At 60.3% G+C, this 21,621-nt stretch carries 24 protein-coding genes and 1 tRNA gene; 6 read left to right on the top strand and 19 right to left on the bottom strand.

Annotation, left to right across the window (positions count from 1 at the left end):
* Positions 1–3: 3 nt before the first annotated feature.
* Positions 4–927 (bottom strand): LysR family transcriptional regulator, encoded by a 924-nt coding sequence (locus C4K38_RS09355; protein ID WP_053278100.1) that lies wholly within the window; start codon positions 925–927, stop codon positions 4–6.
* A gap of 126 nt (positions 928–1,053) precedes the next feature.
* Here C4K38_RS09355 and C4K38_RS09350 point away from each other — a divergent pair, with 126 nt between their 5' ends.
* Positions 1,054–1,800 carry a 3-oxoacyl-ACP reductase family protein gene (locus C4K38_RS09350; protein ID WP_053278342.1) on the top strand — a complete coding sequence of 249 codons (747 nt, stop codon included), beginning with the start codon at positions 1,054–1,056 and terminating at the stop codon, positions 1,798–1,800.
* A 148-nt stretch (positions 1,801–1,948) separates the two neighbouring features.
* On the opposite strand, the gene C4K38_RS09345 is transcribed toward C4K38_RS09350, so the two are convergent.
* From C4K38_RS09345 to C4K38_RS09310, 8 genes are all read right to left on the bottom strand, one after another.
* Positions 1,949–2,644 carry an HAD-IA family hydrolase gene (locus C4K38_RS09345; protein WP_053278099.1) on the bottom strand — a complete coding sequence of 232 codons (696 nt, stop codon included), beginning with the start codon at positions 2,642–2,644 and terminating at the stop codon, positions 1,949–1,951.
* Between the two features lie 188 nt (positions 2,645–2,832).
* Positions 2,833–3,192 carry a hypothetical protein gene (locus C4K38_RS09340; protein WP_053278098.1) on the bottom strand — a complete coding sequence of 120 codons (360 nt, stop codon included), beginning with the start codon at positions 3,190–3,192 and terminating at the stop codon, positions 2,833–2,835.
* Between the two features lie 227 nt (positions 3,193–3,419).
* Positions 3,420–3,578 (bottom strand): hypothetical protein, encoded by a 159-nt coding sequence (locus tag C4K38_RS32270; protein ID WP_164486003.1) that lies wholly within the window; start codon positions 3,576–3,578, stop codon positions 3,420–3,422.
* Between the two features lie 115 nt (positions 3,579–3,693).
* Positions 3,694–4,107, bottom strand: a complete 414-nt coding sequence (locus C4K38_RS09330; protein WP_053278097.1) for a hypothetical protein — start codon at positions 4,105–4,107, stop codon at positions 3,694–3,696.
* Between the two features lie 412 nt (positions 4,108–4,519).
* Positions 4,520–4,951 carry a hypothetical protein gene (locus C4K38_RS09325; RefSeq protein WP_053278096.1) on the bottom strand — a complete coding sequence of 144 codons (432 nt, stop codon included), beginning with the start codon at positions 4,949–4,951 and terminating at the stop codon, positions 4,520–4,522.
* A gap of 173 nt (positions 4,952–5,124) precedes the next feature.
* Positions 5,125–5,316, bottom strand: a complete 192-nt coding sequence (locus C4K38_RS09320) for a hypothetical protein (protein ID WP_053278095.1) — start codon at positions 5,314–5,316, stop codon at positions 5,125–5,127.
* 225 nt (positions 5,317–5,541) lie between these two features.
* A complete protein-coding gene (locus C4K38_RS09315; RefSeq protein WP_231998558.1) occupies positions 5,542–6,015 on the bottom strand; it encodes a cupin domain-containing protein in 474 nt (157 codons plus the stop codon).
* 307 nt (positions 6,016–6,322) lie between these two features.
* Positions 6,323–6,412, bottom strand: a tRNA-Ser gene (locus C4K38_RS09310).
* A 318-nt stretch (positions 6,413–6,730) separates the two neighbouring features.
* Between C4K38_RS09310 and C4K38_RS09305 the strand changes: the two genes are divergently transcribed.
* The 3 genes from C4K38_RS09305 (at position 6,731) to C4K38_RS09295 (ending at position 9,460) form a co-directional block, all read left to right on the top strand.
* Positions 6,731–7,420, top strand: coding sequence for a crotonase/enoyl-CoA hydratase family protein (locus C4K38_RS09305; protein ID WP_025804305.1), 690 nt, complete (start codon positions 6,731–6,733; stop codon positions 7,418–7,420).
* A gap of 214 nt (positions 7,421–7,634) precedes the next feature.
* Positions 7,635–8,357 carry a 1-acylglycerol-3-phosphate O-acyltransferase gene (locus C4K38_RS09300; RefSeq protein WP_053278094.1) on the top strand — a complete coding sequence of 241 codons (723 nt, stop codon included), beginning with the start codon at positions 7,635–7,637 and terminating at the stop codon, positions 8,355–8,357.
* Between the two features lie 131 nt (positions 8,358–8,488).
* The gene (locus tag C4K38_RS09295; RefSeq protein WP_025804307.1) at positions 8,489–9,460 is read left to right on the top strand and encodes a magnesium and cobalt transport protein CorA; all 972 of its coding nucleotides are present in this window, start codon (positions 8,489–8,491) and stop codon (positions 9,458–9,460) included.
* 169 nt (positions 9,461–9,629) lie between these two features.
* On the opposite strand, the gene C4K38_RS09290 is transcribed toward C4K38_RS09295, so the two are convergent.
* Positions 9,630–10,085 carry an ester cyclase gene (locus C4K38_RS09290; RefSeq protein WP_197678038.1) on the bottom strand — a complete coding sequence of 152 codons (456 nt, stop codon included), beginning with the start codon at positions 10,083–10,085 and terminating at the stop codon, positions 9,630–9,632.
* Positions 10,086–10,274: 189 nt separating this feature from the next.
* On the opposite strand from C4K38_RS09290, the gene C4K38_RS09285 reads away from it, so the two are divergent.
* On the top strand, positions 10,275–11,243 hold the full coding sequence (locus C4K38_RS09285; protein ID WP_053278093.1) for a LysR substrate-binding domain-containing protein: 969 nt from the start codon (positions 10,275–10,277) through the stop codon (positions 11,241–11,243).
* A 91-nt stretch (positions 11,244–11,334) separates the two neighbouring features.
* Here C4K38_RS09285 and C4K38_RS09280 read toward each other — a convergent pair whose 3' ends face one another.
* From C4K38_RS09280 to C4K38_RS09270, 3 genes are all read right to left on the bottom strand, one after another.
* Positions 11,335–12,063 (bottom strand): amidotransferase, encoded by a 729-nt coding sequence (locus C4K38_RS09280; RefSeq protein WP_053278092.1) that lies wholly within the window; start codon positions 12,061–12,063, stop codon positions 11,335–11,337.
* 104 nt (positions 12,064–12,167) lie between these two features.
* Positions 12,168–14,312, bottom strand: coding sequence for a 3-hydroxyacyl-CoA dehydrogenase NAD-binding domain-containing protein (locus tag C4K38_RS09275; RefSeq protein WP_053278091.1), 2,145 nt, complete (start codon positions 14,310–14,312; stop codon positions 12,168–12,170).
* A gap of 25 nt (positions 14,313–14,337) precedes the next feature.
* Entirely contained in the window at positions 14,338–15,543 is a 1,206-nt protein-coding gene (locus C4K38_RS09270) for an acetyl-CoA C-acetyltransferase (RefSeq protein ID WP_053278090.1), read from the bottom strand.
* A gap of 687 nt (positions 15,544–16,230) precedes the next feature.
* Between C4K38_RS09270 and C4K38_RS09265 the strand changes: the two genes are divergently transcribed.
* Positions 16,231–17,043 carry a c-type cytochrome gene (locus C4K38_RS09265; protein WP_053278088.1) on the top strand — a complete coding sequence of 271 codons (813 nt, stop codon included), beginning with the start codon at positions 16,231–16,233 and terminating at the stop codon, positions 17,041–17,043.
* A 481-nt stretch (positions 17,044–17,524) separates the two neighbouring features.
* Here C4K38_RS09265 and C4K38_RS09260 read toward each other — a convergent pair whose 3' ends face one another.
* The 6 genes from C4K38_RS09260 to C4K38_RS09235 form a co-directional block, all read right to left on the bottom strand.
* On the bottom strand, positions 17,525–17,866 hold the full coding sequence (locus C4K38_RS09260) for a ribonuclease E inhibitor RraB (protein WP_053278087.1): 342 nt from the start codon (positions 17,864–17,866) through the stop codon (positions 17,525–17,527).
* Between the two features lie 222 nt (positions 17,867–18,088).
* Entirely contained in the window at positions 18,089–18,346 is a 258-nt protein-coding gene (locus C4K38_RS09255) for a hypothetical protein (protein ID WP_028681983.1), read from the bottom strand.
* A gap of 113 nt (positions 18,347–18,459) precedes the next feature.
* Entirely contained in the window at positions 18,460–19,068 is a 609-nt protein-coding gene (locus C4K38_RS09250) for an START domain-containing protein (RefSeq protein WP_053278086.1), read from the bottom strand.
* 43 nt (positions 19,069–19,111) lie between these two features.
* Positions 19,112–19,366: a YkgJ family cysteine cluster protein gene (locus C4K38_RS09245; protein ID WP_080710501.1), complete on the bottom strand. Its 255-nt coding sequence runs from the start codon at positions 19,364–19,366 to the stop codon at positions 19,112–19,114.
* A gap of 168 nt (positions 19,367–19,534) precedes the next feature.
* Positions 19,535–20,047: a hypothetical protein gene (locus C4K38_RS09240; RefSeq protein ID WP_053278084.1), complete on the bottom strand. Its 513-nt coding sequence runs from the start codon at positions 20,045–20,047 to the stop codon at positions 19,535–19,537.
* Positions 20,048–20,126: 79 nt separating this feature from the next.
* Positions 20,127–21,566, bottom strand: a complete 1,440-nt coding sequence (locus tag C4K38_RS09235) for an aminotransferase-like domain-containing protein (protein ID WP_009047866.1) — start codon at positions 21,564–21,566, stop codon at positions 20,127–20,129.
* Positions 21,567–21,621 lie beyond the last annotated feature (55 nt).

Raw genomic sequence — 21,621 nt, 5'->3', positions numbered from 1 at the left:
TCTTCAAACCGCGCTGAAGTGTTGCTCCAGGCCCAGCTCGGCGAACTGCTCGATCACGAAGTCGACGAAAGCCCGGGTCTTGCCCGGCAGGAGTTTGTGCTCGGCGTAGTAGATCGAGATGTTGCCGTCGTCGACGTACCAGTCCGGCAAGACCCGCTGCAGAGTGCCGGCGTCCAAGTAACCGACGGCGAACGGCATGCTCACCAGAGCCACCCCCAGGCCCTGGGCAGCGGTGGCGCAAGCCGCTTCCGAATCGCTCATGGTCATCCGCGCCTTCAGGTTCAGCGGGCTTTGCTGCCGGTTGCGGCTGGTCAGGGACCAGGAGCGTACCCGCCCGGTCTGCGGCGAGCGGATCAGGATGCCTTCACAGTGTTGTAGATCCTCGGGCTGCTCGACCGCCGCGCAGCGCGCCAGATACTCAGGCGAGGCCACCAGGATGCGGTGAGCCGGGGTCAGTCGTCGCGCCACCACCCCTTGGGGCAGTTCGAAGCCGCCGCCGATCGCCGCGTCGAAACCCTGGCCGATCAGGTCCACCTGGCGATTATCGAAATGCCAGTCCGGGCTGATCTCCGGAAAACGCCGCAGGAACTCGCCGAGCATGGGCACTATGTACAGCCGCCCGAACACCGTGCCCATGCTGACTTTCAGGGTGCCCGCCGGGCGCCCTTCGGCGCTGGCCAGGTTGGCCACGGCGTTCTGGATGGTGTGCAGGCTGGCGCTGACCTCGCCGAGAAACAGCTTGCCGGCTTCGGTCAGGGTCAGGCTGCGGGTGCTGCGCTGGAACAGCCTGACTCCGAGCCGGGCCTCGAGCTTGGCCACGCTTTTACCTACCGCGGCGGGGGTCAGGCTCAAGCGTCGCGCAGCTTCGGCAAAACTGCCGACTTCGGCGCTGCGCACGAAGCATTCGATGCTGCTGAAGGTTTCCATGGCGCCTCACTATAAACTTCTGGTTTACACAGACTATAGCGATTCCTATCTACACAGCACCTAATCCGAGGTCGATACTCGACTCCAACCACAAGGCAGCCCGCCTTGGACTTTTTGGAGAACGACATGACCACTCAATCCCTCAGCGGCAAAGTAGCCCTGGTTCAAGGCGGTTCCCGCGGCATCGGCGCGGCCATCGTGCAGCGCCTGGCAGCCGAAGGCGCCGCCGTGGCCTTCACCTACGTCAGCTCCACCGCCAAGGCCCAGGCCTTGCAAGACAGCATCACCCAGGCCGGTGGCAAGGCCCTGGCGATCCTGGCCGACAGCGCCGATGCCGCGGCCATCCGCCAGGCGGTCGACAGCACGGTGGAAACCTTTGGCCGCCTGGACATCCTGGTCAACAACGCTGCCATCCTGGCCGTCGGCCCGCTGGAAGACTTCAAGCTGGAAGACTTCGACCGGACCCTGGCCATCAACATCCGCAGCGTGTTCGTCGCCACCCAGGAAGCGGCCCGGCACATGGGCGAAGGCTCGCGCATCATCAACATCGGCAGCACCAACGCCGAACGCATGCCCTTTGCCGGCGGCGGCACCTACGCCATGAGCAAGTCGGCCCTGGTCGGCCTGACCAAAGGCCTGTCGCGCGACCTCGGCCCACGGGGCATCACCATCAACAATGTGCAGCCCGGCCCGGTCGATACCGACATGAATCCGGCCCACGGCGATTTCGCAGAGAGCCTGATCCCGATGATGGCCATCGGACGCTACGGCCACGCGGAAGAAATCGCCAGCTTCGTGGCTTACCTGGCAGGCCCGGAAGCGGGTTACATCACCGGCGCCAGCCTGAGCATCGATGGTGGCTTCAGCGCCTGATCCAAGCCCCAAGAAAAACGCCGGGCCACCTTCATCAGGTGGCCCGGCGTTTTTTTGTTACAGCTCGATCGACTCCACAGGAAGCGCCGCACTTGAGACCGCTGAAGCCCTGTCGGGCTTATCGCAGCCTGCAGCAGCGGCTACAGGCTCAGCTCCATTGCAGCAGCGGCAAGCCGCAGGCCGCCGGCTGGAACCCCTTCAGCGAACGCAGAATGGCATCGGCATGGGCGTATTTGGCGTCCGCCATCGCCGGGTCGGGAATGGCGATCGCGGTCATCCCCGCCGCCTTCGCCGCGGTGACACCGAAGGGCGAGTCCTCGAACACCAGGCAATCCTCGGGGGCGACACCCAGGCGCCGCGCGGCGGTAAGGAAGATGTCCGGCGCCGGCTTGGCCGCACCCACTTCCGGGTCGTCGGCGGTGACTATGGTGTCGAACAGCGCGAACCAGTCGCCGTGCAAGGTGGTTTTCTGGGCGAAAGACTGGCGCGAAGAACTGGTGCCCACGGCGATCGGCACATTATTGGCCTTGAGGTGTTGCACCAGCTCCTGCGCCCCCGGCATCGCCAGCGCACGGGGAAAACGCTCGCGCATCAGCGGCTCGCGAATCACCAGGAACTCCTCCGCCGTGATCGGCAGGTCCAGGGCCTCGACCACGTAGCGGGCCAGGTCCGCGGCGCCACGACCAATGATGTTCTGCTTGATCGTCCAATCGAAGGTGCGGCCGTAACGATCGGCGATGAGTTGGGTCACCTCGGTGTAGATGCCTTCGGTGTCCAGCAGCAAACCGTCCATATCGAAAATCACGGCCTTGATCGGGCCCACATCATTCAACTGTGCATTCATCGCATCTGATCCGTTAACAAAAAACATCCCGGGGAGCGGCTCAGGTACGGCCAGTTTTTTGCCCGATTAAAGGGTTCAGCAGCATAGCCGCGGCGGATGACGGGGAGCAACCTCGGGCCAGCGTGCAGACAGACGAAAGCCCGGGCAGGCCGGGCTCGAACGTCGGCATCATGAATGAACAAAGCAAGCTAGCGCCCCGCGCGTCCGCTGCCACCACCGGGACCACCGGTGCCACCACCCGCGCTGCCGGTTCCGCCGCCGGCACCGCCGCCACCCATGATGGAACCATTGACGCCGGTGGAGCCCATGCCGCCTTGGCTGGAGGAGCCGCGCGGATTGTCGGCCCGTGAACGGCTGTCCGTGACGCCTATTCCATTCCCGCCCAGGGCCCCTGGTCGCAGCATCAGATCGTTGCTGGAACCGCTCTCGAAAGAGCGCCCGGAAGTATTGGTTGAAGCCCGTCCGTCAGCGGATTCTGCCAGGCTGGAGAAGAAGAAAATCGATACCAGAGCGACCAGCACCAGGCTCAGCAGTTTTGCGCGGCTCATGACGAGCCTCCCGGAGCGCTGCGACGCTTGCCCCTGACCGCCTTACGCTGCGGCGCGGATCGAGACAGCTCCTGCTCGGCGTTGGCGTCCGGGAGGATCTGTTCGGGACTCAGCGCATCCGTGGGGGAAGGCAGCGGATATTCGGGAGTGTCATCCCGGTCGAGATGTTTCGGATCATGCTTCATATGCACCTCACACCGGCCATGCCGGCGTGCTGGAAGCAGACTTCACGGGCCCTTTTCCTCCGACTCGTCTGCCTCATCGTCATCGCTCAGCGGGACCAGAGCGTCATCCATCAGCGAGCCCGGGTCTTCATTGCCCGGATCGTTGACCTGGGGCACGCCCGAGGAATCGTCTTCTTTCTTGCCAGCAGTTTCCGAAGTCATGGCAAACCTCGTCGATACAGTGTGTCCATCATTGAATTCGAGGGGCTGGAGCGATATTCGTTCCCATAAAAAAGCCCGGCACAAGGCCGGGCTTTTTTTGCGCACCGCAACAGAATCAGTCGTGCTTGTGCTTGTGTTTATTCTTGTGCTTTCCGCCGCCGGAGTGACGACCATCGTCCCCCATGCTGCTGCCCAAAGCACCACCGGCCGCGCCACCCAGGCCTGCGCCAATGGTCGAGCCCGTTTTGCCGCCCAGCTTGTTGCCGATCACCGAACCGCCGGCCGAACCCAGGCCGCCACCGATGGCCGCTTCGGTCCGGCTGCCTTTACGGGCACCGACCGCACTGCCGGCAGCGCCGCCAATACCCGCACCCACCGCGGCACCTGTGCTGCCGCCAATCTGTTGTCCAACCACGTTGCCCAGCGCGCCACCCAAACCGCCGCCGACCGCAGCAGTGCCATCACCGGCAGCCATCGCACCTTGAGCAGCCAGAAGCCCCAAAACCAGAGCAGGCAGTGTTAAACGCATGATGTAAACCTCGAAAAAGATGCTGGAGAGTCATTCTATAGCGGTGTCTGACTAAAGCTGAGCGGCGACAGCGCAACGCTGTAATCCTTTTAGTCAAAGTGTTGGACCGTTTTTGCGCAAAGAGTTTTCACCCAGGCAAAAAAAAGCCCGCTGGGGAGACGGGCTAATAGGATTTGCTTTAACGGATGAGTCGAGCCTACGCACTCACTTGTGAAGAAATTGTGAAAACAACGCCTCTCACAAATAAGCGGGACAAGGGCATGTTTCCACACCCGCTCCCGGCTGAAGCAAACTCATGCACGAAGAACCAGTGCCATTGAAGAACACCCCGGAGCATGGGGGCGGCCAATGGCATGGGGTTCCGCGCGGGGTATCAAGCAAATTGCCTTGTTCAGGAGTTCCAGCGACAGGCTTACTGGATGCTACGGATGCTGCCTTTGTTGCCTTTGACAGTGACCGATACCTTCTTGAAGACGAAGTAGTTCTCTTCACTGACTTCATAACGTGGCGCAACGATCAGGTCGGCACCGGAAGCCTTGACCGCCTTGTAGGCTGCGGCCGATTTCACCGCACTGACCGGATCCAGCATGCCCAGGCCGCCACCGGTATCGCCACCGTAAGTCACGCCATCGGCGAACTGGGTGTCACCACCGAACTTGAGCACACCGAACAGAATGTTCACCGAGGATTGCCCCGAGATGGCCTCGCCTACCGCAACGTCTGCCTTGAGGTCAGCCTTGACCTGGCTGTCGATCGGGGCGGCGGGTTGGCTGATGTTGTAGCTGGTGCAACCGCTGGCAGCGATGAGGGTCGACAGGGCAATGAATTTGAAAGCCTTCTTCACTGGTTCTATTTCCTTATACCTGATCAAAAACAGTATCCGACGGGATGTCGGCCCCACACGAAATGTGAGGAGGCGGACCTATCTCAAAGCCTTCTGGATAGTTCTGAAACAATCAATTTCGAGACTTTCAGGCCGAAAAAACCCCGCTGCGAGGCGGGGTTTCATGCTGCAAGTCAGCGCCTCGTCGTGGGCGCCACTTTTGGGAAAAACTTTGTCTGAGTCACCTTGGGTAACGCGCTGGATCTGGTCTTGCCTGCCACCGACGCCTTGGCCGGAGGCTCACTGTCAAACGCTGCCTGACCGCAGCGCACCAGGTTGTTGATTGGGAACTCATCCCCGTTGTCCTCGATAAAAGGATCGCTCATCTCCCTGCTCCCTCCAACAACCGGACGATACCGGCAAACACCTGATTGCCTAAAAAATATCGGCCGTCACGGCGTTTCAGACTAGACGGTCATTTAAGGACTTGCAGTTCACAAGAGAAAAGACCGACGAATGGCCCAAGCCGGAATTCTTCGTCCAAGGGTGTGGATCGTCGTTGAAAAAGGAGCTGACGGCCTGCATCAGCTCCTTTTCCGGCTGCGTTTCGCCTAGACCTTACGAGCGTAGTTGCTGGCCCCGAACCAGTCGACCACCACCACGGTTTCATCCCCCACCACCCAGGCGTCATGACCTTTAGGCAGGGAGGTGATATCACCCGGTCCGGCGATGATTTCGGTGCCGTCATCCATCAGGATCGCCAGCTTGCCGGCCACGTGATACTGAAAGTGCGGCGCCTGGCAACTCGGTGTCTGCGCCAGCGGCCGGATATCGTTCGACCAGCGCCAGCCCGGCTTGAAAGTGAAGCGCCCCACTTCGCAATGACCGATCTTCAGGATCTCTGCCTTGCCATTGGAAAACTCGCGGGTCTCATCCGGTTCGGAGAAGGATTTATGCTCGGTGACCTGTTCGTGCGTGGACATGATCGTGCCCTCGATTGAGTAGCTGCAAAGCCTGCCGACGCCGGCAATATCACCCCGCGCCCGCAGACCGCCAGCATCGCCCCACTCGATGCGCATGATCATTTTAGACCTGAAAGCGTGGGGAGCCTGCCTGATATCGGCGGAAAACCTCAGCTTCAAGGCGATCCTTTACCACCTGGTTTCCCATGGGCAACAAAGCCAAAGACAACTCAGGTATCCCGCGTGATCGATACCTTGCTGGAGCTGCTTTGGTTTTTGCGAACTCACAATGATTTTCACCGTTGCGGGGCAACGACGTTCAGCGAAAAGCGCTCGACGCAGCAGGTCAAACTGCCGCCATGAACAGGCCCCAGAAAGCACAAAACCCCTGACTTCTCGAGGAAGTCAGGGGTTTTGCGTAGATCGAATATGGCGGTTGAGGAGGGATTCGAACCCTCGATACAGTTTCCTGTATACACACTTTCCAGGCGTGCTCCTTAAGCCACTCGGACACCCAACCGTGTCTCGTCAAACCGATTCAGTCTGTCGAGGCGCGCTAATGTAGTCGAAAGCTTTTCTGATGGCAAAGGTTTTTTTCAGAATTTTCATGCGCTTAAGACATTTCTTCGGATTCCTGCGCTGCGCTGGCATCTGCGCCATGGCAAACCGGCCAATCTCTGGCCTGGCTGGCAGCTATATAGAAGGGCCGATACGCGCCCCAGGTGGCCGGCTACGCTTGTCAGGCCAGAAAGGGCTGACTCACCAGTCAGTCACAGCGCTTTACCTGACCTGTGACGGTGGGTAACGTCTGCCCCACTTCAATACAAGGAATTGCGTCATGAGTGAGTTGATTTCTTACCACCTCGAAGACGGTATCGCGACCCTGACCTTGAGCAATGGCAAGGTCAATGCCATTTCCCCGGACGTGATTGCCGCCTTCAATGCCGCGCTGGATCGGGCAGTCACCGATCGCGCGGTGGTGATCATCACCGGGCAGCCCGGCATTCTGTCGGGCGGCTACGACCTGAAGGTGATGACCGCTGGCCCTAAAGAAGCCGTGAGCCTGGTGACCTCGGGTTCGACCCTGGCCCGTCGCCTGCTGTCGCACCCCTTCCCCGTCATCGTCGCCTGCCCCGGGCACGCCGTGGCCAAGGGCGCATTCCTGCTGCTGTCCGCGGACTACCGCATCGGTGTCGAAGGCCCGTTCAGCATCGGCCTGAACGAAGTGCAGATCGGCATGACCATGCACCACGCCGGCATCGAGCTGGCCCGTGACCGTCTGCGCAAATCCGCGCTGCACCGCTCGGTGATCAACGGCGAGATGTTCGACCCGCAAGGTGCGGTGGATGCCGGCTTCCTCGACAAGGTGGTGAGCGCCGAGGAATTGCAAGGCGCCGCCCTGGCCGCCGCGCACCAGTTGAAGAAGATCAACATGACCGCGCACAAGAACACCAAGCTGAAAGTGCGCAAGGCGCTGCTGGAAGCCCTGGACAACGCGATCATCCTCGATCAGGAACACCTGGGCTAAGCCCAGGCCCGCTGCACATCGGCCCGGCCCCTGCGCCGGGCTTTTTTATGCCCGCTCCGCGAGAAAGACTGGTGCGATGCTCTAGCTCGCCGCTGAGCAAAGAGTTGGAAACATGCGCTTAAACATCGGCCATCTTCCCCTTCTATACAGGTAATTGCCGAAAACAGTGCACATCCGTACACTGCGCCACCTTTTGTCCCCGGTGGGCCTGTAGATGCTGTATCTGTTTCGTATGTTATTGATGGGCCTGCATTTTGTTGCAGCGGGGATTCTCGGCGTAGTGCTGGGGCTGTGCCGCCCGTTCAATCCGGATAACAGCCGCCTGTGCGCGCGCCTGTACGCCTTGCCTGCCATGTGCATTCTGCGCCTGCGGGTCAAGGCCGAAGTCGGGCCGCTGATGGACAAGCCCGAGAGCTGCGTGATCATCGCCAACCACCAGTCCAACTACGACCTGTTCGTGTTCGGCAACGTGGTGCCCCACCGCACCGTGTGCATCGGCAAAAAGAGCCTGAAATGGGTGCCGCTGTTCGGCCAGCTGTTCTGGCTGGCGGGCAACGTGCTGATCGACCGCGGCAACGCGCACAAGGCGCGCCGCTCGATGCTGACCACCACCCACACCCTGCAACACAAGGACACCTCGATCTGGGTCTTCCCGGAAGGCACCCGCAACCTCGGCGAAGACCTGCTGCCGTTCAAGAAAGGCGCCTTCCAGATGGCCATCGCCGCCGGCGTGCCGATCGTCCCGGTGTGCGCCAGCAGCTACATCCGCCACATGCGTCTCAACCGCTGGCACAGCGGCAAGATATTGATCCGCTCGCTGCCGGCGATCCCCACCGCCGGACTGAGCCTGGACGACATGCCGAGGCTGATCGAGCAATGCCGCGAACAGATGCGCGAGTGCATCGAGTCGATGGACCGCCAGCTACAGACCGCCTGAAAACAGCCCGCCGCGTGCGGGCTTTTTTATTGCCGGCGAACTCCGCCCAACAGGCTGACTCTGATCAGTCATAGGGCTAAGCTGCACTGAGTCTCACTCCTCATTTCGATAAGAAGAAGCGAACAGGAACCATGGGTAGAGTTGTTGCCGCCGCAGTCTACAGCGCGGGTAAAAGAGTCACGGATATCACCCTCGACGAAGGTGCGGCCTGGGCCGCCAAACCTGGGCACTTCGTCTGGATCGGCCTCGAAGAACCCAACGCCCAGGAACTGGCCAATCTGCAACGCCAGTTCAACCTGCACGAACTGGCCATCGAGGACGCCCTGGAAAAACACAGCCGGCCGAAACTCGAAACCTTCGGTGACGCGCTGTTTATCGTCACCTACTCGCCGGTGCGCGAAAACGGCAAGCTGGAATTCATCGAGACCCACATCTTTGCCGGCAAGGGCTACATCATTACTGCCCGCAATGGTCACTCCAAATCCTATGCGTTCGTCCGCCAGCGCTGCGAGGCACGACCGTTGCTGCTGGAGCACGGCGAAGACTTCGTGCTCTACGCGCTGCTGGATTTCGTCACCGAAAACTACCAGCCGGTCAGCGAGGCGATCCATGCCGAGATCGACGCACTGGAGCACAGCGTGCTGTGCAGCTCCCTCAACGAGCGGGATATCCAGCACCTCCACAGCCTGCGCCGCGATGTGCTGCGCCTGCGGCGCCACGTAGCGCCGATGGTGGAGATCAGCGAAGAGCTGCAGAAGCTCAGCTTCCCCTTTATCGACAAGAACATGCGCCCGTACTTTCGCGACGTGCAGATCCACGTCACCCGGCAGATGGAAGACCTGGCGACCTTGCGCGACATCGCCAGCCAGACCATCGAGATCGGCGTGCTGCTGGAGGCCTCGCGACAAAGCGTGGTGCAACGCAAGTTCGCCGCCTGGGCGGCGATCCTGGCGTTCCCGACGGCGGTGGCGGGGATCTACGGCATGAACTTCGACAACATGCCCGAACTGAAGATGCACTACGGCTACTTCGGCGTGCTGGCGTTCCTGGTGCTGGGCTGTACGGGGTTGTGGGCGAGCTTCAAGCGCTCGGGGTGGCTGTGAATCAAGTAAGCAATCACTGTAGAACGATAAGCTGGTGCTGGGCGCAATGAGCCCAGCCCAGTCCATGTCCAGCATCAGGCAAACATGAACTGGGCATATCGCTTTATCTTTTTTGCGGAACGACCAAATTCCATGCCTTCATTTTGCAAATGTATGGCAGCTACACTTTTCAAGTGTATTCAATAATTCCAAGCTGCCTGGCCATGAACAATTCATTGCGTTCTACAATCTCTTCAACGATCTTGCCTGAATCGTTGAAGCGAAAGTAAGTTAATGCCGTCCAAGTTACATCCTTACCTTGCACATCGAAACCGTGCCATGTGTTCGACCCACGCGCGTGATGTGTCAGATGAACAACGACCACATCATCAGCGATAACCTCTTTGCTAAATGTAGTGGTGATTGACTCATATCGCTCCAGCACATTTTCACGCAAGGCACGCTTGAAGTTGCTAACGCCACGAATGGGGGCATCGCAGTCGGGCCTACGTACAATGACATCGGCATCGAAGTACTCAGACACTCGTTCTGCATCTTTGCCATCTACGCAATATTGAAAATAATTTTTTACGACTTCCAGGTTTTTAGCGCTCACTTGGAAACTCCTCTCATGGTTAAAAGCCATAAACACTCCCTAGTTGAGCAAAGTGCCGAGAAGTACTTGTGATCAAGGCATAAATCACGCGTACCACATCGCATCGCATCAAAGTGTCAACCAAAGCAGAATGATCATGTCCGAAGTTATTCTAAGGAGGGTTTTGTTATCCGTAAATTCACATTATATTTAGTGTGATATCAGAAATCGGAATACCAAATGAAACTCGACAGGCTTGAACGATGGGCGACGGTAAGGCATTTCCGCTTAGCGATTGCACTGGTTGAGTACGGCAGCATCTTGCATGCGGCGCGCGCACTTCACCTTTCGCAACCCACGGCTACCAAGCTGCTGCAGGATCTGGAGGAAGCGGTTGGTGCCCCGCTCTTCATCCGGGGCCGTCGAGGCGTGACGCCTACGGAGCTTGGACAAGCCTTCGTCGATCGTAGCCGGATGGTCCTCGCCCAGATCGACCATGTTTCGCATGCAATTGACGCTCTGGGCAGAGGGTATGCCGGGCGGGTCGCTATAGGTTGTGTGCTCACAGGATCGAGTTACCTCGTACCCGCGGCGATCGCGCGGCTCAGGTCATCCCGCCCTGACATCCGGATCAAAATTGTTGATGGGGTGAGTGCTGAGCTCATCCCTCGGCTCATATCGGGCGAACTTGATTTCCTGATTGGAAGGCTGTCCGACGTTAGTACAAGCGCGGTTGTGGCCCAGGAGGCTCTATTCAGCGAGAACGCAATTATTGTTGCGAGGCGGGATCACCCACTCGCTCAGCAGCCCAACGTCAAGCTTGAACAACTCGCTCGCGAGGCGTGGCTGCTCCCACATACGGAAACAACCTTGCGCAAGCAATTCGATAATATTTTTTACCGGGAAAATATCGATCCGCCCCATGCCACCATCGAAACGGTGTCCATGTTTAATATTCTTTGGTTACTCAGGCAGACGGATCTTCTTGGCATTTTGCCGCAGTCGGTGGCGTTTGATCCGGCATACCGCACCGAGATTGTTCGTCTGCCCGCTTTCGAACCACTGGTATTGGAGCAAATCGGCGTCTCTCGACTTTCCGGCGTCGGATTATCCCCGGCCGCCGCCGCCCTGGTGGAGGCCCTAAGGGAGATCATGCGCAGTACTTCGGAAGTTTTAGCAGGTTTGCAGGGCCTCAACCCTCAAGATTGAAAACGCGCCCCAGACCCGCAACGAAGCAGCTCGCTCACAAGGGCTTTGAAGCCCTTGTAGAAGCGAGTCAGCTCGCGATGTTGCTATGGATTCAGACCGACCCGGCCTGCGGCTTGTGCGCCACAAAACGCATCATCCACTCGGCAACGGTGCTGCCGTGATGGTCCCGTTCCAGGCTGGCGATGCCCTTTTGATAGACCTGTTCGCCCAGGTGCTGCTGGCGCAGGTCCAGCAAGGCCCGCGAATAGTCGTGAATGAACTCCGGGTGACCCTGGAAGCACAGCACCTGGTCATTGATGTGATAGGCGGCGAACGGGCAGAAATCGCTCGAAGCGATCACCGTGGCGTTTTCCGGCAAGGCAGTCACCTGGTCCTGGTGGCTGATCAGCAGCGTCAGCTCTTCCACCACCGGGCTCATCCACGGCGCCTTGGCCGCCAGTTTGTAGTTGTGGGTACCCACGCCCCAGCCCTGAGTCGCGCGCTCGCTCTTGCCGCCCAGCAGCAACGCCAGCAACTGATGGCCAAAGCAGATGCCCAGCAACTTGTCGCCGCGCTTATAACGCTCCAGCAGGTAAGTCTTGAGGGTCTGAATCCAGGGGTCGGTACCGAAGGAGTCGGCCTTGCTTCCCGTGACCAGATAGGCGTCGAAGCTCTGGTCGTCGCTCGGGTAGTGGCCCTGCATCACGTTGTAGACGGTAAATTCGGCAGCGAGCGGCTGCTGTGAAAACAGGCGCTGAAACATCTGCCCGTAACCCTGATATTGATCGACCAATTCTGGACGCAGGATGTCGGTTTCCAGAATGCAGATGCGTAGCGACATAAAAAATACCTGACACGTGATGGGAATAATGAACACCCCAGAGCCTGCCTTGAAACGCCCAGCCAAGGCAAGCCCCGCGATGCATCACTTTGTTCCCTTCAGTCTCAGAACAACAGGCCCTTGGCAGCTTTCTCCAGCAGCAGCGCCGGCGGCGCGAAACGCTCGCCATATTGCTCGGCCAGGTACTGGGCACGGGCGATAAAGTCCTTCAGGCCATACTGGTTGATGAACTGCAAGGCACCGCCAGTCCAGGCCGCGAAGCCGATACCGAAGATCGAACCGATGTTGGCATCGGCCGTCGAGCGCAGCACGCCCTCCTCCACACAACGCACGGTTTCGATGGCCTGCACGAACAACAGGCGATCGCGCACGTCCTGTGGCGAAATCTGCCCGTCGGCTTTCTCGAAGCGGGTTTTCAGCTGCGGCCACAAATGTTTCTGCACCCCGACCGGATAGTCGTAGAAACCGCCGCCCGCCGCCTTGCCTGGGCGCTTGTATTCATTGAGCAGCAAGTCGACCACGGCAAAGGCCGGATGCTCCACCAGCGGCTTGCCTTCGGCCTGCAGATCCTTGGCGGTCTGTTGGCGGATATGGCTCAGCAGGCTCAGGGAAACCTCGTCGCAGATCGCCAGCGGGCCGATCGGCATCCCCGCCTTGCGCGCCTCGGTCTCGATCATCGGCGCGGCCACACCCTCGCCGAGCATGGCGATGCCTTCGTTGGTGAAGGTGCCGAACACCCGCGAAGTGAAAAAGCCGCGGCTGTCGTTGACCACGATCGGGGTCTTCTTGATCTGCTGGACGAAGTCGAAACCCCGCGCCAGGGTTTCATCGCTGGTCTGCTCGCCCTTGATGATTTCCACCAGGGGCATTTTCTCCACCGGGCTGAAGAAATGCAGGCCGATGAACTTGCCTTGATCCGGCACCGCCTTGGCCAGGCCGCTGATGGGCAAGGTCGAGGTGTTCGAGGCGATCACCGCCTGCGCCCCCACCACTTGCTGCGCCGCCGCCGAGACCCTGGCCTTGAGTTCGCGATCCTCGAACACCGCCTCTATGATCAGGTCGCAACCGGCCAGGTCGGCGTCCTGCTCGGTGGTGCGGATTCGCGCCAGCGTGGCGTCACGCTGCTCGGCGCTCAACTGGCCACGGGCGACCTTCTTCTCCAGCAGCGCCGCCGAATGGGCTTTGCCCTTCTCGGCCGCCGCCAGGCTGATGTCCTTGAGCACCACTTCGATGCCAGCCACGGCGCTGACATAAGCGATCCCGGCGCCCATCATCCCGGCACCGAGTACCCCGACCTTCCTGGTCACATAGGGCGCAAAGCCTTGGGGGCGGGAGCCACCGGCATTGATCTCGTTGAGCTGGAACCAGAAGGTGCCGATCAAGTTTTTTGCCACCTGGCCGGTGGTCAGCTCAGTGAAATAGCGGGTTTCGATCAACTGCGCAGTATCGAAATCGACCTGGGCACCCTCCACTGCCGCACAGAGAATCTTCTCCGGCGCCGGCAGGCAGCCTTGAGTCTTGCTGCGCAGGATCGACGGCGCGATGGCCAGCATCTGCGCGACTTTCGGGTGCGACGGCGTGCCACCGGGGATCTGATAGCCGGTCACGTCCCAGCGCTGTTTGACCGCCGGGTTGGCGACAATCCACGCCCTGGCCTTGGCCAGCAGGTCGTCGCGGTCGCTGGCCAGTTGGTCGATCAGGCCGGCTTGCAGCGCCTGCTGCGGCCGCACCTTCTTGCCTTCCAGCAGATACGGCAGGGCTTTTTCCAGCCCCAGCAAACGCACCATGCGCACCACCCCGCCACCGCCCGGCAGCAAGCCGAGGGTCACTTCCGGCAGGCCGACCTGCAGCGACGGGTCGTCCAGCGCCACCCGGTGATGGCAAGCCAGGCAGATCTCCCAGCCGCCGCCCAGGGCCGCGCCGTTGATCGCCGCTACCACGGGTTTGCCCAGGGTCTCCAGGGCCCGCAGCTGGCCCTTGAGGGTCAGCACCATGTCATAGAAGGCCTGGGCTTCGGCCTTGCCGACCTTGATCAACTCATTGAGGTCGCCGCCGGCGAAGAAGGTCTTTTTCGCCGAAGTGATGATCACTCCGGCAATCGATTCCTGCTCGGCTTTCAGGCGGGCCACGCAGGCGGCCATGGCCTCGCGGTACACCGCGTTCATGGTGTTGGCGCTCTGGCCCGGCATGTCGATGGTCAGAACGACGATCTGGTCCTGACCCTTTTCGTAACGGATGGCTTCGGTCATGAAAGTGTTTCCTTGAAGTCAGGGCTCAGAGGCGTTCGATGATGGTGGCGATACCCATGCCGCCGCCGACGCAGAGGGTCGCCAGGCCGTAGCGCTGGCGCCGCGCTTCCAGTTCGTCGAGCAGGGTGCCGAGGATCGCGCAGCCGGTGGCGCCCAGCGGGTGGCCCATGGCGATGGAGCCGCCATTGACGTTGACCTTGCCAGGGTCGATGGCCATGTCCTTGATGAACTTCAGCACCACCGAGGCGAAGGCCTCGTTGACCTCGAACAGGTCGATGTCCTCGACCCGCAGCCCGGCCTTGGCCAGCGCCTTGCGCGTGGCCGGCGCCGGCCCGGTGAGCATGATGGTCGGATCGGTGCTGGTGACCGCCGTGGCGACAATCCGCGCCCGTGGCTTGAGGCCCAGTGCCTGACCCTTGGCTTCGGAACCGATCAGCATCAGCGCCGCGCCATCGACTATCCCTGAGCTGTTGCCCGGGGTGTGCACGTGATGGATGCACTCGACATGGCTGTAGACCCGCAAGGCGGTGGCGTCGAAACCCATCTGGCCGATCATCTCGAAGCTGGGCTTGAGCTTGCCCAGGCCTTCGAGGGTGGAATCGGCGCGAATGAATTCATCGTGGTCCAGCAGGACGATGCCGTTCTGGTCCTGCACCGGCACCAGGGACTTGCTGAAAGCCCCCGCCGCCCTGGCCCGCGCGGCCTTTTGCTGGGATTGCAGGGCAAAGCTGTCGACATCCTCGCGGCTGAAGCCTTCCAGGGTGGCGATCAGGTCCGCGCCTATACCTTGCGGGGTGAAATGGCTGTGCATGTTGGTTTGCGGGTCGAGCACCCAGGCGCCGCCGTCGCTGCCCATGGGCACCCGCGACATCGACTCGACGCCGCCGACCACCACCAGGTCCTCGAAGCCGGAACGCACTTTCATCGCCCCCAGGTTCACCGCCTCAAGGCCCGAGGCGCAAAAACGGTTGATCTGCACCCCGGCCACGCTGACGTCCCAGTCAGCGACCAGCGCCGCAGTCTTGGCGATGTCGGCCCCCTGGTCGCCAATCGGCGTCACGCAGCCGAGCACGATATCGTCGACCTGGCTGGTGTCGAGTTCGCTACGCCGCTGCAGGGCATCGAGCAGCCCGGCCAGCAGGTTCACCGGCTTGACGCTGTGCAGGGCGCCGTCGGCCTTGCCTTTGCCACGGGGGGTGCGTAATGCATCGAATATCAAAGCCTGGGTCATGACGTCCTCGAACCGCTGTGCAGATGAATGATGACAGGGCTCCCACTTTTGGCCCCGAGGGCCCCGGATTCAATGACCGATGCGCTCACTGACCTTGACGGTCACGCTCAGACGAACGGTAGTGAGCTAATGGATTCCGCCTGCCGCATAACGGAACTGTCTAGACAAAGGGCGGGCAAGAAGATGGCAATAGGCCTCATGCGTTTTTAAAAGCATTCGCCTATTAGTTGATATGAAATGGATCTAAGCCAAGGGTTACAAGGACCCTAAGGTAGGAACTGTAGGCAGTGAATCGTTGCAGCCGGGTCTTGCCGGTGCACGCGTAAGAAAAGGGACACATCGCCTGACCATAGTGAAGCGGCAGGCATGCAGTTGATGTTCAGGAATAACAACAAAAGGCATTCAGCCATGTTCAAGCATTCGAAAGTCCGTCAAGCGGGGCTCATTCTGTTCGCAACCACCTTGCTTCTGATCTTGCCGAACCTCACCAAAGTGATCGGCTAGAGGCGTGGCCATCCCGTCACGCAATCGAATCTTTGTGCTCCGGTTCGCTACCGGGGCAGGCACTTGTGTGCCACTCTTTCTGACGCCGCGGCCACGCTGAATCAGGGCGTCGTCGCGCTTATCAGAAAACTGGAGACAGGCCGTACGCGGCGCTCTCCACCCCAGCGACGGAACAGCGATCAATTGAAATCTCTTATCCTCCTGTGCAGCGCCCTGCTGCTCACCACGCCTGTGTATGCCGCGCAGTTGACCCTGGAACTGGGGGCCGACAGCCACACCTGGCAGACTGAAGAACTGCTCAAGCACCCTCTGGCCCGGACCGTCACCGTCAAGGATGACGTGTCGTACAAACGCGACATGAATTACCGCGCGGTACCGATCTCGGCCCTGCTCACTGGGGTCAAGGCCGACGACCATCTGCAGGCCGTCGCCCTGGACGGTTTCGCCGCCGAGTTGCCCGCCGCCCCCCTGCTCAACCAGGACGGCGCCCAGGCCTGGCTGGCCATCGAAGACCCGGCCAAGCCCTGGCCCCCCCTGGCTGAAGGCAAGCACAGCGCCGGGCCTTTCTACCTGGTGTGGACCAACCCCCAGGCCGGCCATATCAGCCCCGAGCAATGGCCGTTCGAAGTGGCCAGTATCAAGCGCCTGGCGCCGGTGGCCGAACGTTTCCCAGCCCTGCGCCCGGACCCCAAGCTGGCGGCCGGCGATCCGGTAAACCAGGGCTTCGCCCTGTTCCAGAAGAACTGCCTGGCCTGCCATCGCCTCAACGGCGCCGGCGACTCGCAGTTCGGCCCGGACCTGAATATCCCCTACAGTCCCACCGAGTACTTCGGTGCGGACTTCCTCAAGCGTTACATCCGTGACCCTCAGAGCCTGCGCCGCTGGCCGCAGGCGAAGATGCCGGCTTTCGCAAGCAGCGTATTGCCGGATGCCGAGCTGGAGTTGCTGGTGGGGTATCTGAAGCATATGGCGGGGCGTAAGCAGGTGGCGCAGTAAGGCGGGCGTTCGGGTTGCTCTTCAGAACGTTATCGCGGGCAAGCCTCGCTCCTACAGTCGAGCGCATTCCCCGGCAGCCGCTCCATTGCACGCAATGCAATGGCTATCGACGGCATAGCCAGACTTGATTTCACCGCTTGGGCAAAACTGCGCAGAATTCGCTGCAACAGCGCAGATGACTTCAGCACCACCACGGTGCGCAGTCGACGCCCCACCCTTCATGGCGCCAATGGCGGCCGGGCCTGGAATGTCCCCGACCGGTTTCCTCTCCTACCGGTCTTCCCTTTTGGCCACCCTCAGCAGGTGGCCTTTTTTTGCCCGCCTCTGTAGGAGCGAGGCTTGCCCGCGATAAGGCCGACGCGGTTTTGCCGAAATTTCGCGTATCACACGCAAGCTGCGCTCCCGCAGATCCCGGTGGCAGAAACGAAATCGGCCGACCCGAGGGTCAGCCGATGCTGAGTCTTGACGCTATTCATATGCACTAAACGAGTCGCCCTCGAACCTCCTGCTTCACGCCCCAACCCTCGATGATCCCGCCCAGGGGCGCGACCACCGCTTCAAAGTCCTGTTCAAAATCGCCGATGCCGCCGTAGGTGGCATACATCACCTTGCTCAGCTCCAGGTACCAGGCGCCGTCATCGCGCACGCTGACCTGGGCATTCAAGGATTCACCGCGGAACTGCCCTGCCGCCCTGCGTGCCCGCTCCTCGTCCGGGAAAATGGCGTAGAACTCGATGGGATGGAATTGTGAAAAGTCGAAACCGCCTTCTTTCATGCGGCGCAGCACGCTGCTGCTGATGTCTTCTTGATAGGCTGTGCTCATGAAACGTCCTCCTCAAACCGATGGATAGACTTTCCGTACTCCCTTGCCTGTCACCGCACGGTGCAGGCTTGCAGCGAGAAGATCGCCGCCAGGAAACAAGCATGTAGCTGACAAGACCAGACCTTAGCGATTCATTCGCTGATCTCGAATGCAGAGTAGCGCCAAGACGCAGGCGCTGCCAAGGTCTGGGTTCAAGCTCGGTAGGGCTTTGCGCATTAAAGATTAAATCGGAGCAATGCTGAGGATTTGAATGCTGTTCTGATCTTTCAGGCTCTTGAGCGTAGGGTCATCGGTACGCCCTTCCAGATCGTTGAGGTCAAGCTCGGCCGGAACCGGCAGAAGCTTTGCGCGAATCAATTGTGCCGCCTCCTCCATGCTGGGCTGCTGCTCACAGTCGAATTGCTCCACTGACTGGACACCATGATCGTCAACGAAAGTGACTTGCCACTTTTGCATCAGTGCCTCCTTGATGAAGCCCATGGATGGACTCACAAGATGTCGACCCTGAAGAACCAATAATCGTTCAAACCAGGGGCCCGGCGGCACCATTAAAAAAGGCTGCCCTGGGGCAGCCTTTTCGCAACGATCGGCGCTTATGGCTTCTCGGCGCGCGCCTTCAATGCCTTGAGGGTGTTGAACGGCGCATCCACGACAAACTTGTTGGCCAGCCAGGACGGCACGCTGCCGCCCGGCTCGGTGTGCACCTGATAGGTCACTTCGACCTGGTCCGCGCCCTTGGGCACGAATTTCCAGAAGCCTTGGACCTGGGCGACACGCACGAAACCTTTCTCGTCGGGAACATAGGTCGGTACCCCTTCGAGCTTGCGGGTCAGGCTGCCGTCGGTCGCTTCGCTGGTGGTGATGTGCAGCACCGAATCACGCGGGGTGACCGGCCATGGAGTGTTGAACTGGGTGTAGGTCCAGCTCTGCTCACCTTCGTGCTTGAGCAACTTCTGCGACTTGCATTCGTGAATCCAGGTACAGGCGCCCGTCACGTCATCCTGCAGCGCGCGCAGCTTGGCCACACTGGTTTTCATGGTGGTCACGCCCCGGTAGGCCTTGTATTTGGAACCGGCCACTTCACTCAAGGAGACCTTGATACCGTCCTCATCCTTGGCCGTTTGCCAATCTTCAGCGTGGGCGGTTGCCGAGAGCAGAACGGTCAACCCACAGAGCACAGCAATTCGATGCAGCGAACCCATTGTCTTATTCCTTATTGTTGAAGTTCCGTTCATTGAAAACACTTCACGCCGCCGTCATTTGCTCCCACCAGCCCAACAGGCGGATAGCTTCTTCCCGGCTGCCGCCGCAGACCTCGACATCGGCCTGGAACGCACCACAGACGGCGGGCCGTTCGGGTTGGCCGAACAAACCGCACAGCAGTTCGACAGAAAGATGGATGCAACGTTCTCCGGCCGGTTTGCCATTGGGCATTCCGGGAATCGGGGTACTGATGGAAGGGGCAATGCAACAGGCGCCACAGCCTTCACGGCAGTTCATGACGACAAGCTCCTCGCGACGGGCAAAGTATTGAAATGACGCGGACTAGAGTAACCGCTAAAACAGCCGTTTGAAATTGGCCACCTGCTGGTTTTTGCTCTCAGGCTCGCGTGACTGACCAGTCTCCGACAAAGCGTCAGGGCCGCGGGTCACAGTCAGGGTGAGGGTTTACTGCTTGAACTCGAAATCCAGCGCTGCGCCTTCCACGTCGCGCCGCTCGTCATTACGCAGCTGCAGCTGCATTTCGTTGCTCAGCAGGCGGCCATTGAGCTGGAATGGACTGTCGTCCTTGGGTTTCTCACCGAACATCGGCGGCAACAACGGAGTGCGCTTGGGTTGATTGACCGAGCCGATCGGCTGCAATTGCTTGACCATTTCCGGCGGCAGGCTCAGATCCACCTTGGCCGAAGGCAAAGGCATCTTCACGATTTCGCTGGCAGACTTGGACTTGGAGGCAATCGGCGCGCGCCTTTGCGGTGCCCTGGCCTTAGGTTTGGCCTTGCTGGCAACTGTCGCCTTCTTTACCGGCGCGGCTTTCTTGGCTGCTGCGGTTTTCTGCGACTTATTAGCGGTGGCGCTTGCCGCGACCTTTTCCTGGGCCGGAGCCGCGAAAACGCTGGCCGTGCAGAAAGCACTCAAGACACTGACCAATACCCAGGCAACAGGAAAAATCGCTTTCATAGGGAAACAACAGGATCGGCGGCAAAGAGCCATATGCTCGCCTGTTGACCGCGCGAAAACAAGCGCGGTAACCGATCCTTCAAAAACCGCCCGCGGCCTCCTGGCACAGCTGGCTGGCCAGCATGCCCAGGGTCATCAATGCCCGCTCGGCCTCGCGATTCCACGGCGTGCCGCAGTTGAGGCGAATGCAGTGGTTGAACTGCTCGGTATTACTGAAGATCAGCCCCGGCGCGATACTGATGCCCTGCTGCAATGCCCGGACGTGCAATTCCTGGGTATTGACCCGCCCCGGCAGGCTAACCCAGAGAATGAAACCGCCGTTCGGACGGGTAATCTGCGTGCCTTCCGGGAAGTACTGCTGCACCGCCAGTTGAAAGGCGCTGAGGTTCTTGCGGTACTCCTGGCGGATGAAGCGCAAATGCCGGTCGTAACCGCCGTTCTCCAGGTAGGCCGCAACGCCCATCTGGGTGACGCTGCAGGCCGAGTGGGTGCTGAAGGTCTGCAAGCGCTGGATTTCCTGCTGGTACTTGCCGGCAATCATCCAGCCGATGCGCACGCCCGGTGATAGGGTCTTGGAAAAGCTCGAGCAATAGATCACCCGATCCAGCCGGTCATAGGCTTTCAGCGCCTTGGTACGACCGACCTCAAACATCAGTTCGCCGTAAATGTCGTCTTCGACCACCTGGATATCGAAATCCGAGGCCAGGCGCAGCAGTTGTTTCTGCCGCTCTTCCGGCATGGTGCCGCCCAGCGGATTGCTCAGGCGCGTGGTCAACACCAGGGCCTTGATCGACCATTGGTTGGCCGCCAGTTGCAACGCCTCCAGGCTCATGCCGGTGGAAGGGTCGCTGGGAATCTCGATGACCTTGAGCCCCAGCAGGTCGGCCAGTTGCAGCAGGCCATAGTAAGTCGGCGACTCCGCGGCGATCAGGTCGCCCGGGCGGGTCAGCACGCGCAACGACATCTGCAAGGCATCCACGCAGCCGTGGGTGATCACCACTTCGGACGGGTCGACCACCACGCCAGCGTCGCGCATGCGGATCGCCACCTGGCGGCGCAACGGTTCGAAACCGGGGCTGAACATGTAGCTGAAGGCCCGCGGACTGTGAAAACGGGTGACCTTGGCCAGTTGCTGGTGCAGCGCCCGCACCGGCAGGTAATCGACACTGGGCACCGCAGCGCCCAGTGGAAACACACCTTCACGGCGCGACTCCACCAGTACCTGATGAATGATGCTGCTGCGTGTTACCAGGCCGGGGCGTTCGACCCGGGCGATGTCCGGGGTCGGTGCGGTCAGCGCCGGGGTCTGATGCACGTAATAACCCGACTGCGGACGGGCGCGGATCAGCCCCTGATCCTCGAGATTGGCGTAGGCCTGGAGCACCGTGGCGTGGCTGACGTTGAGCTGGGAACTCATCTTGCGTACCGAGGGTACGCGCTCCCCGGGCTGGTACACACCACGACGGATATCTTCAGCCAGCTGCTGAGCGATACGTTGATAAAGCAAAAGATTGGTCATGACGCTGCACTCGATTTCACCGGCATTTTATTCTTGTGGATGACGATACCGGAAC

Origin of the sequence: Pseudomonas chlororaphis subsp. piscium (assembly GCF_003850345.1) — a bacterium.
In the GTDB taxonomy this organism is placed as follows: domain Bacteria; phylum Pseudomonadota; class Gammaproteobacteria; order Pseudomonadales; family Pseudomonadaceae; genus Aquipseudomonas; species Aquipseudomonas piscium.
The sequence above is the reverse complement of the archived record's forward strand: the minus strand, read 5'-3'. Positions and strand labels throughout refer to the sequence as shown.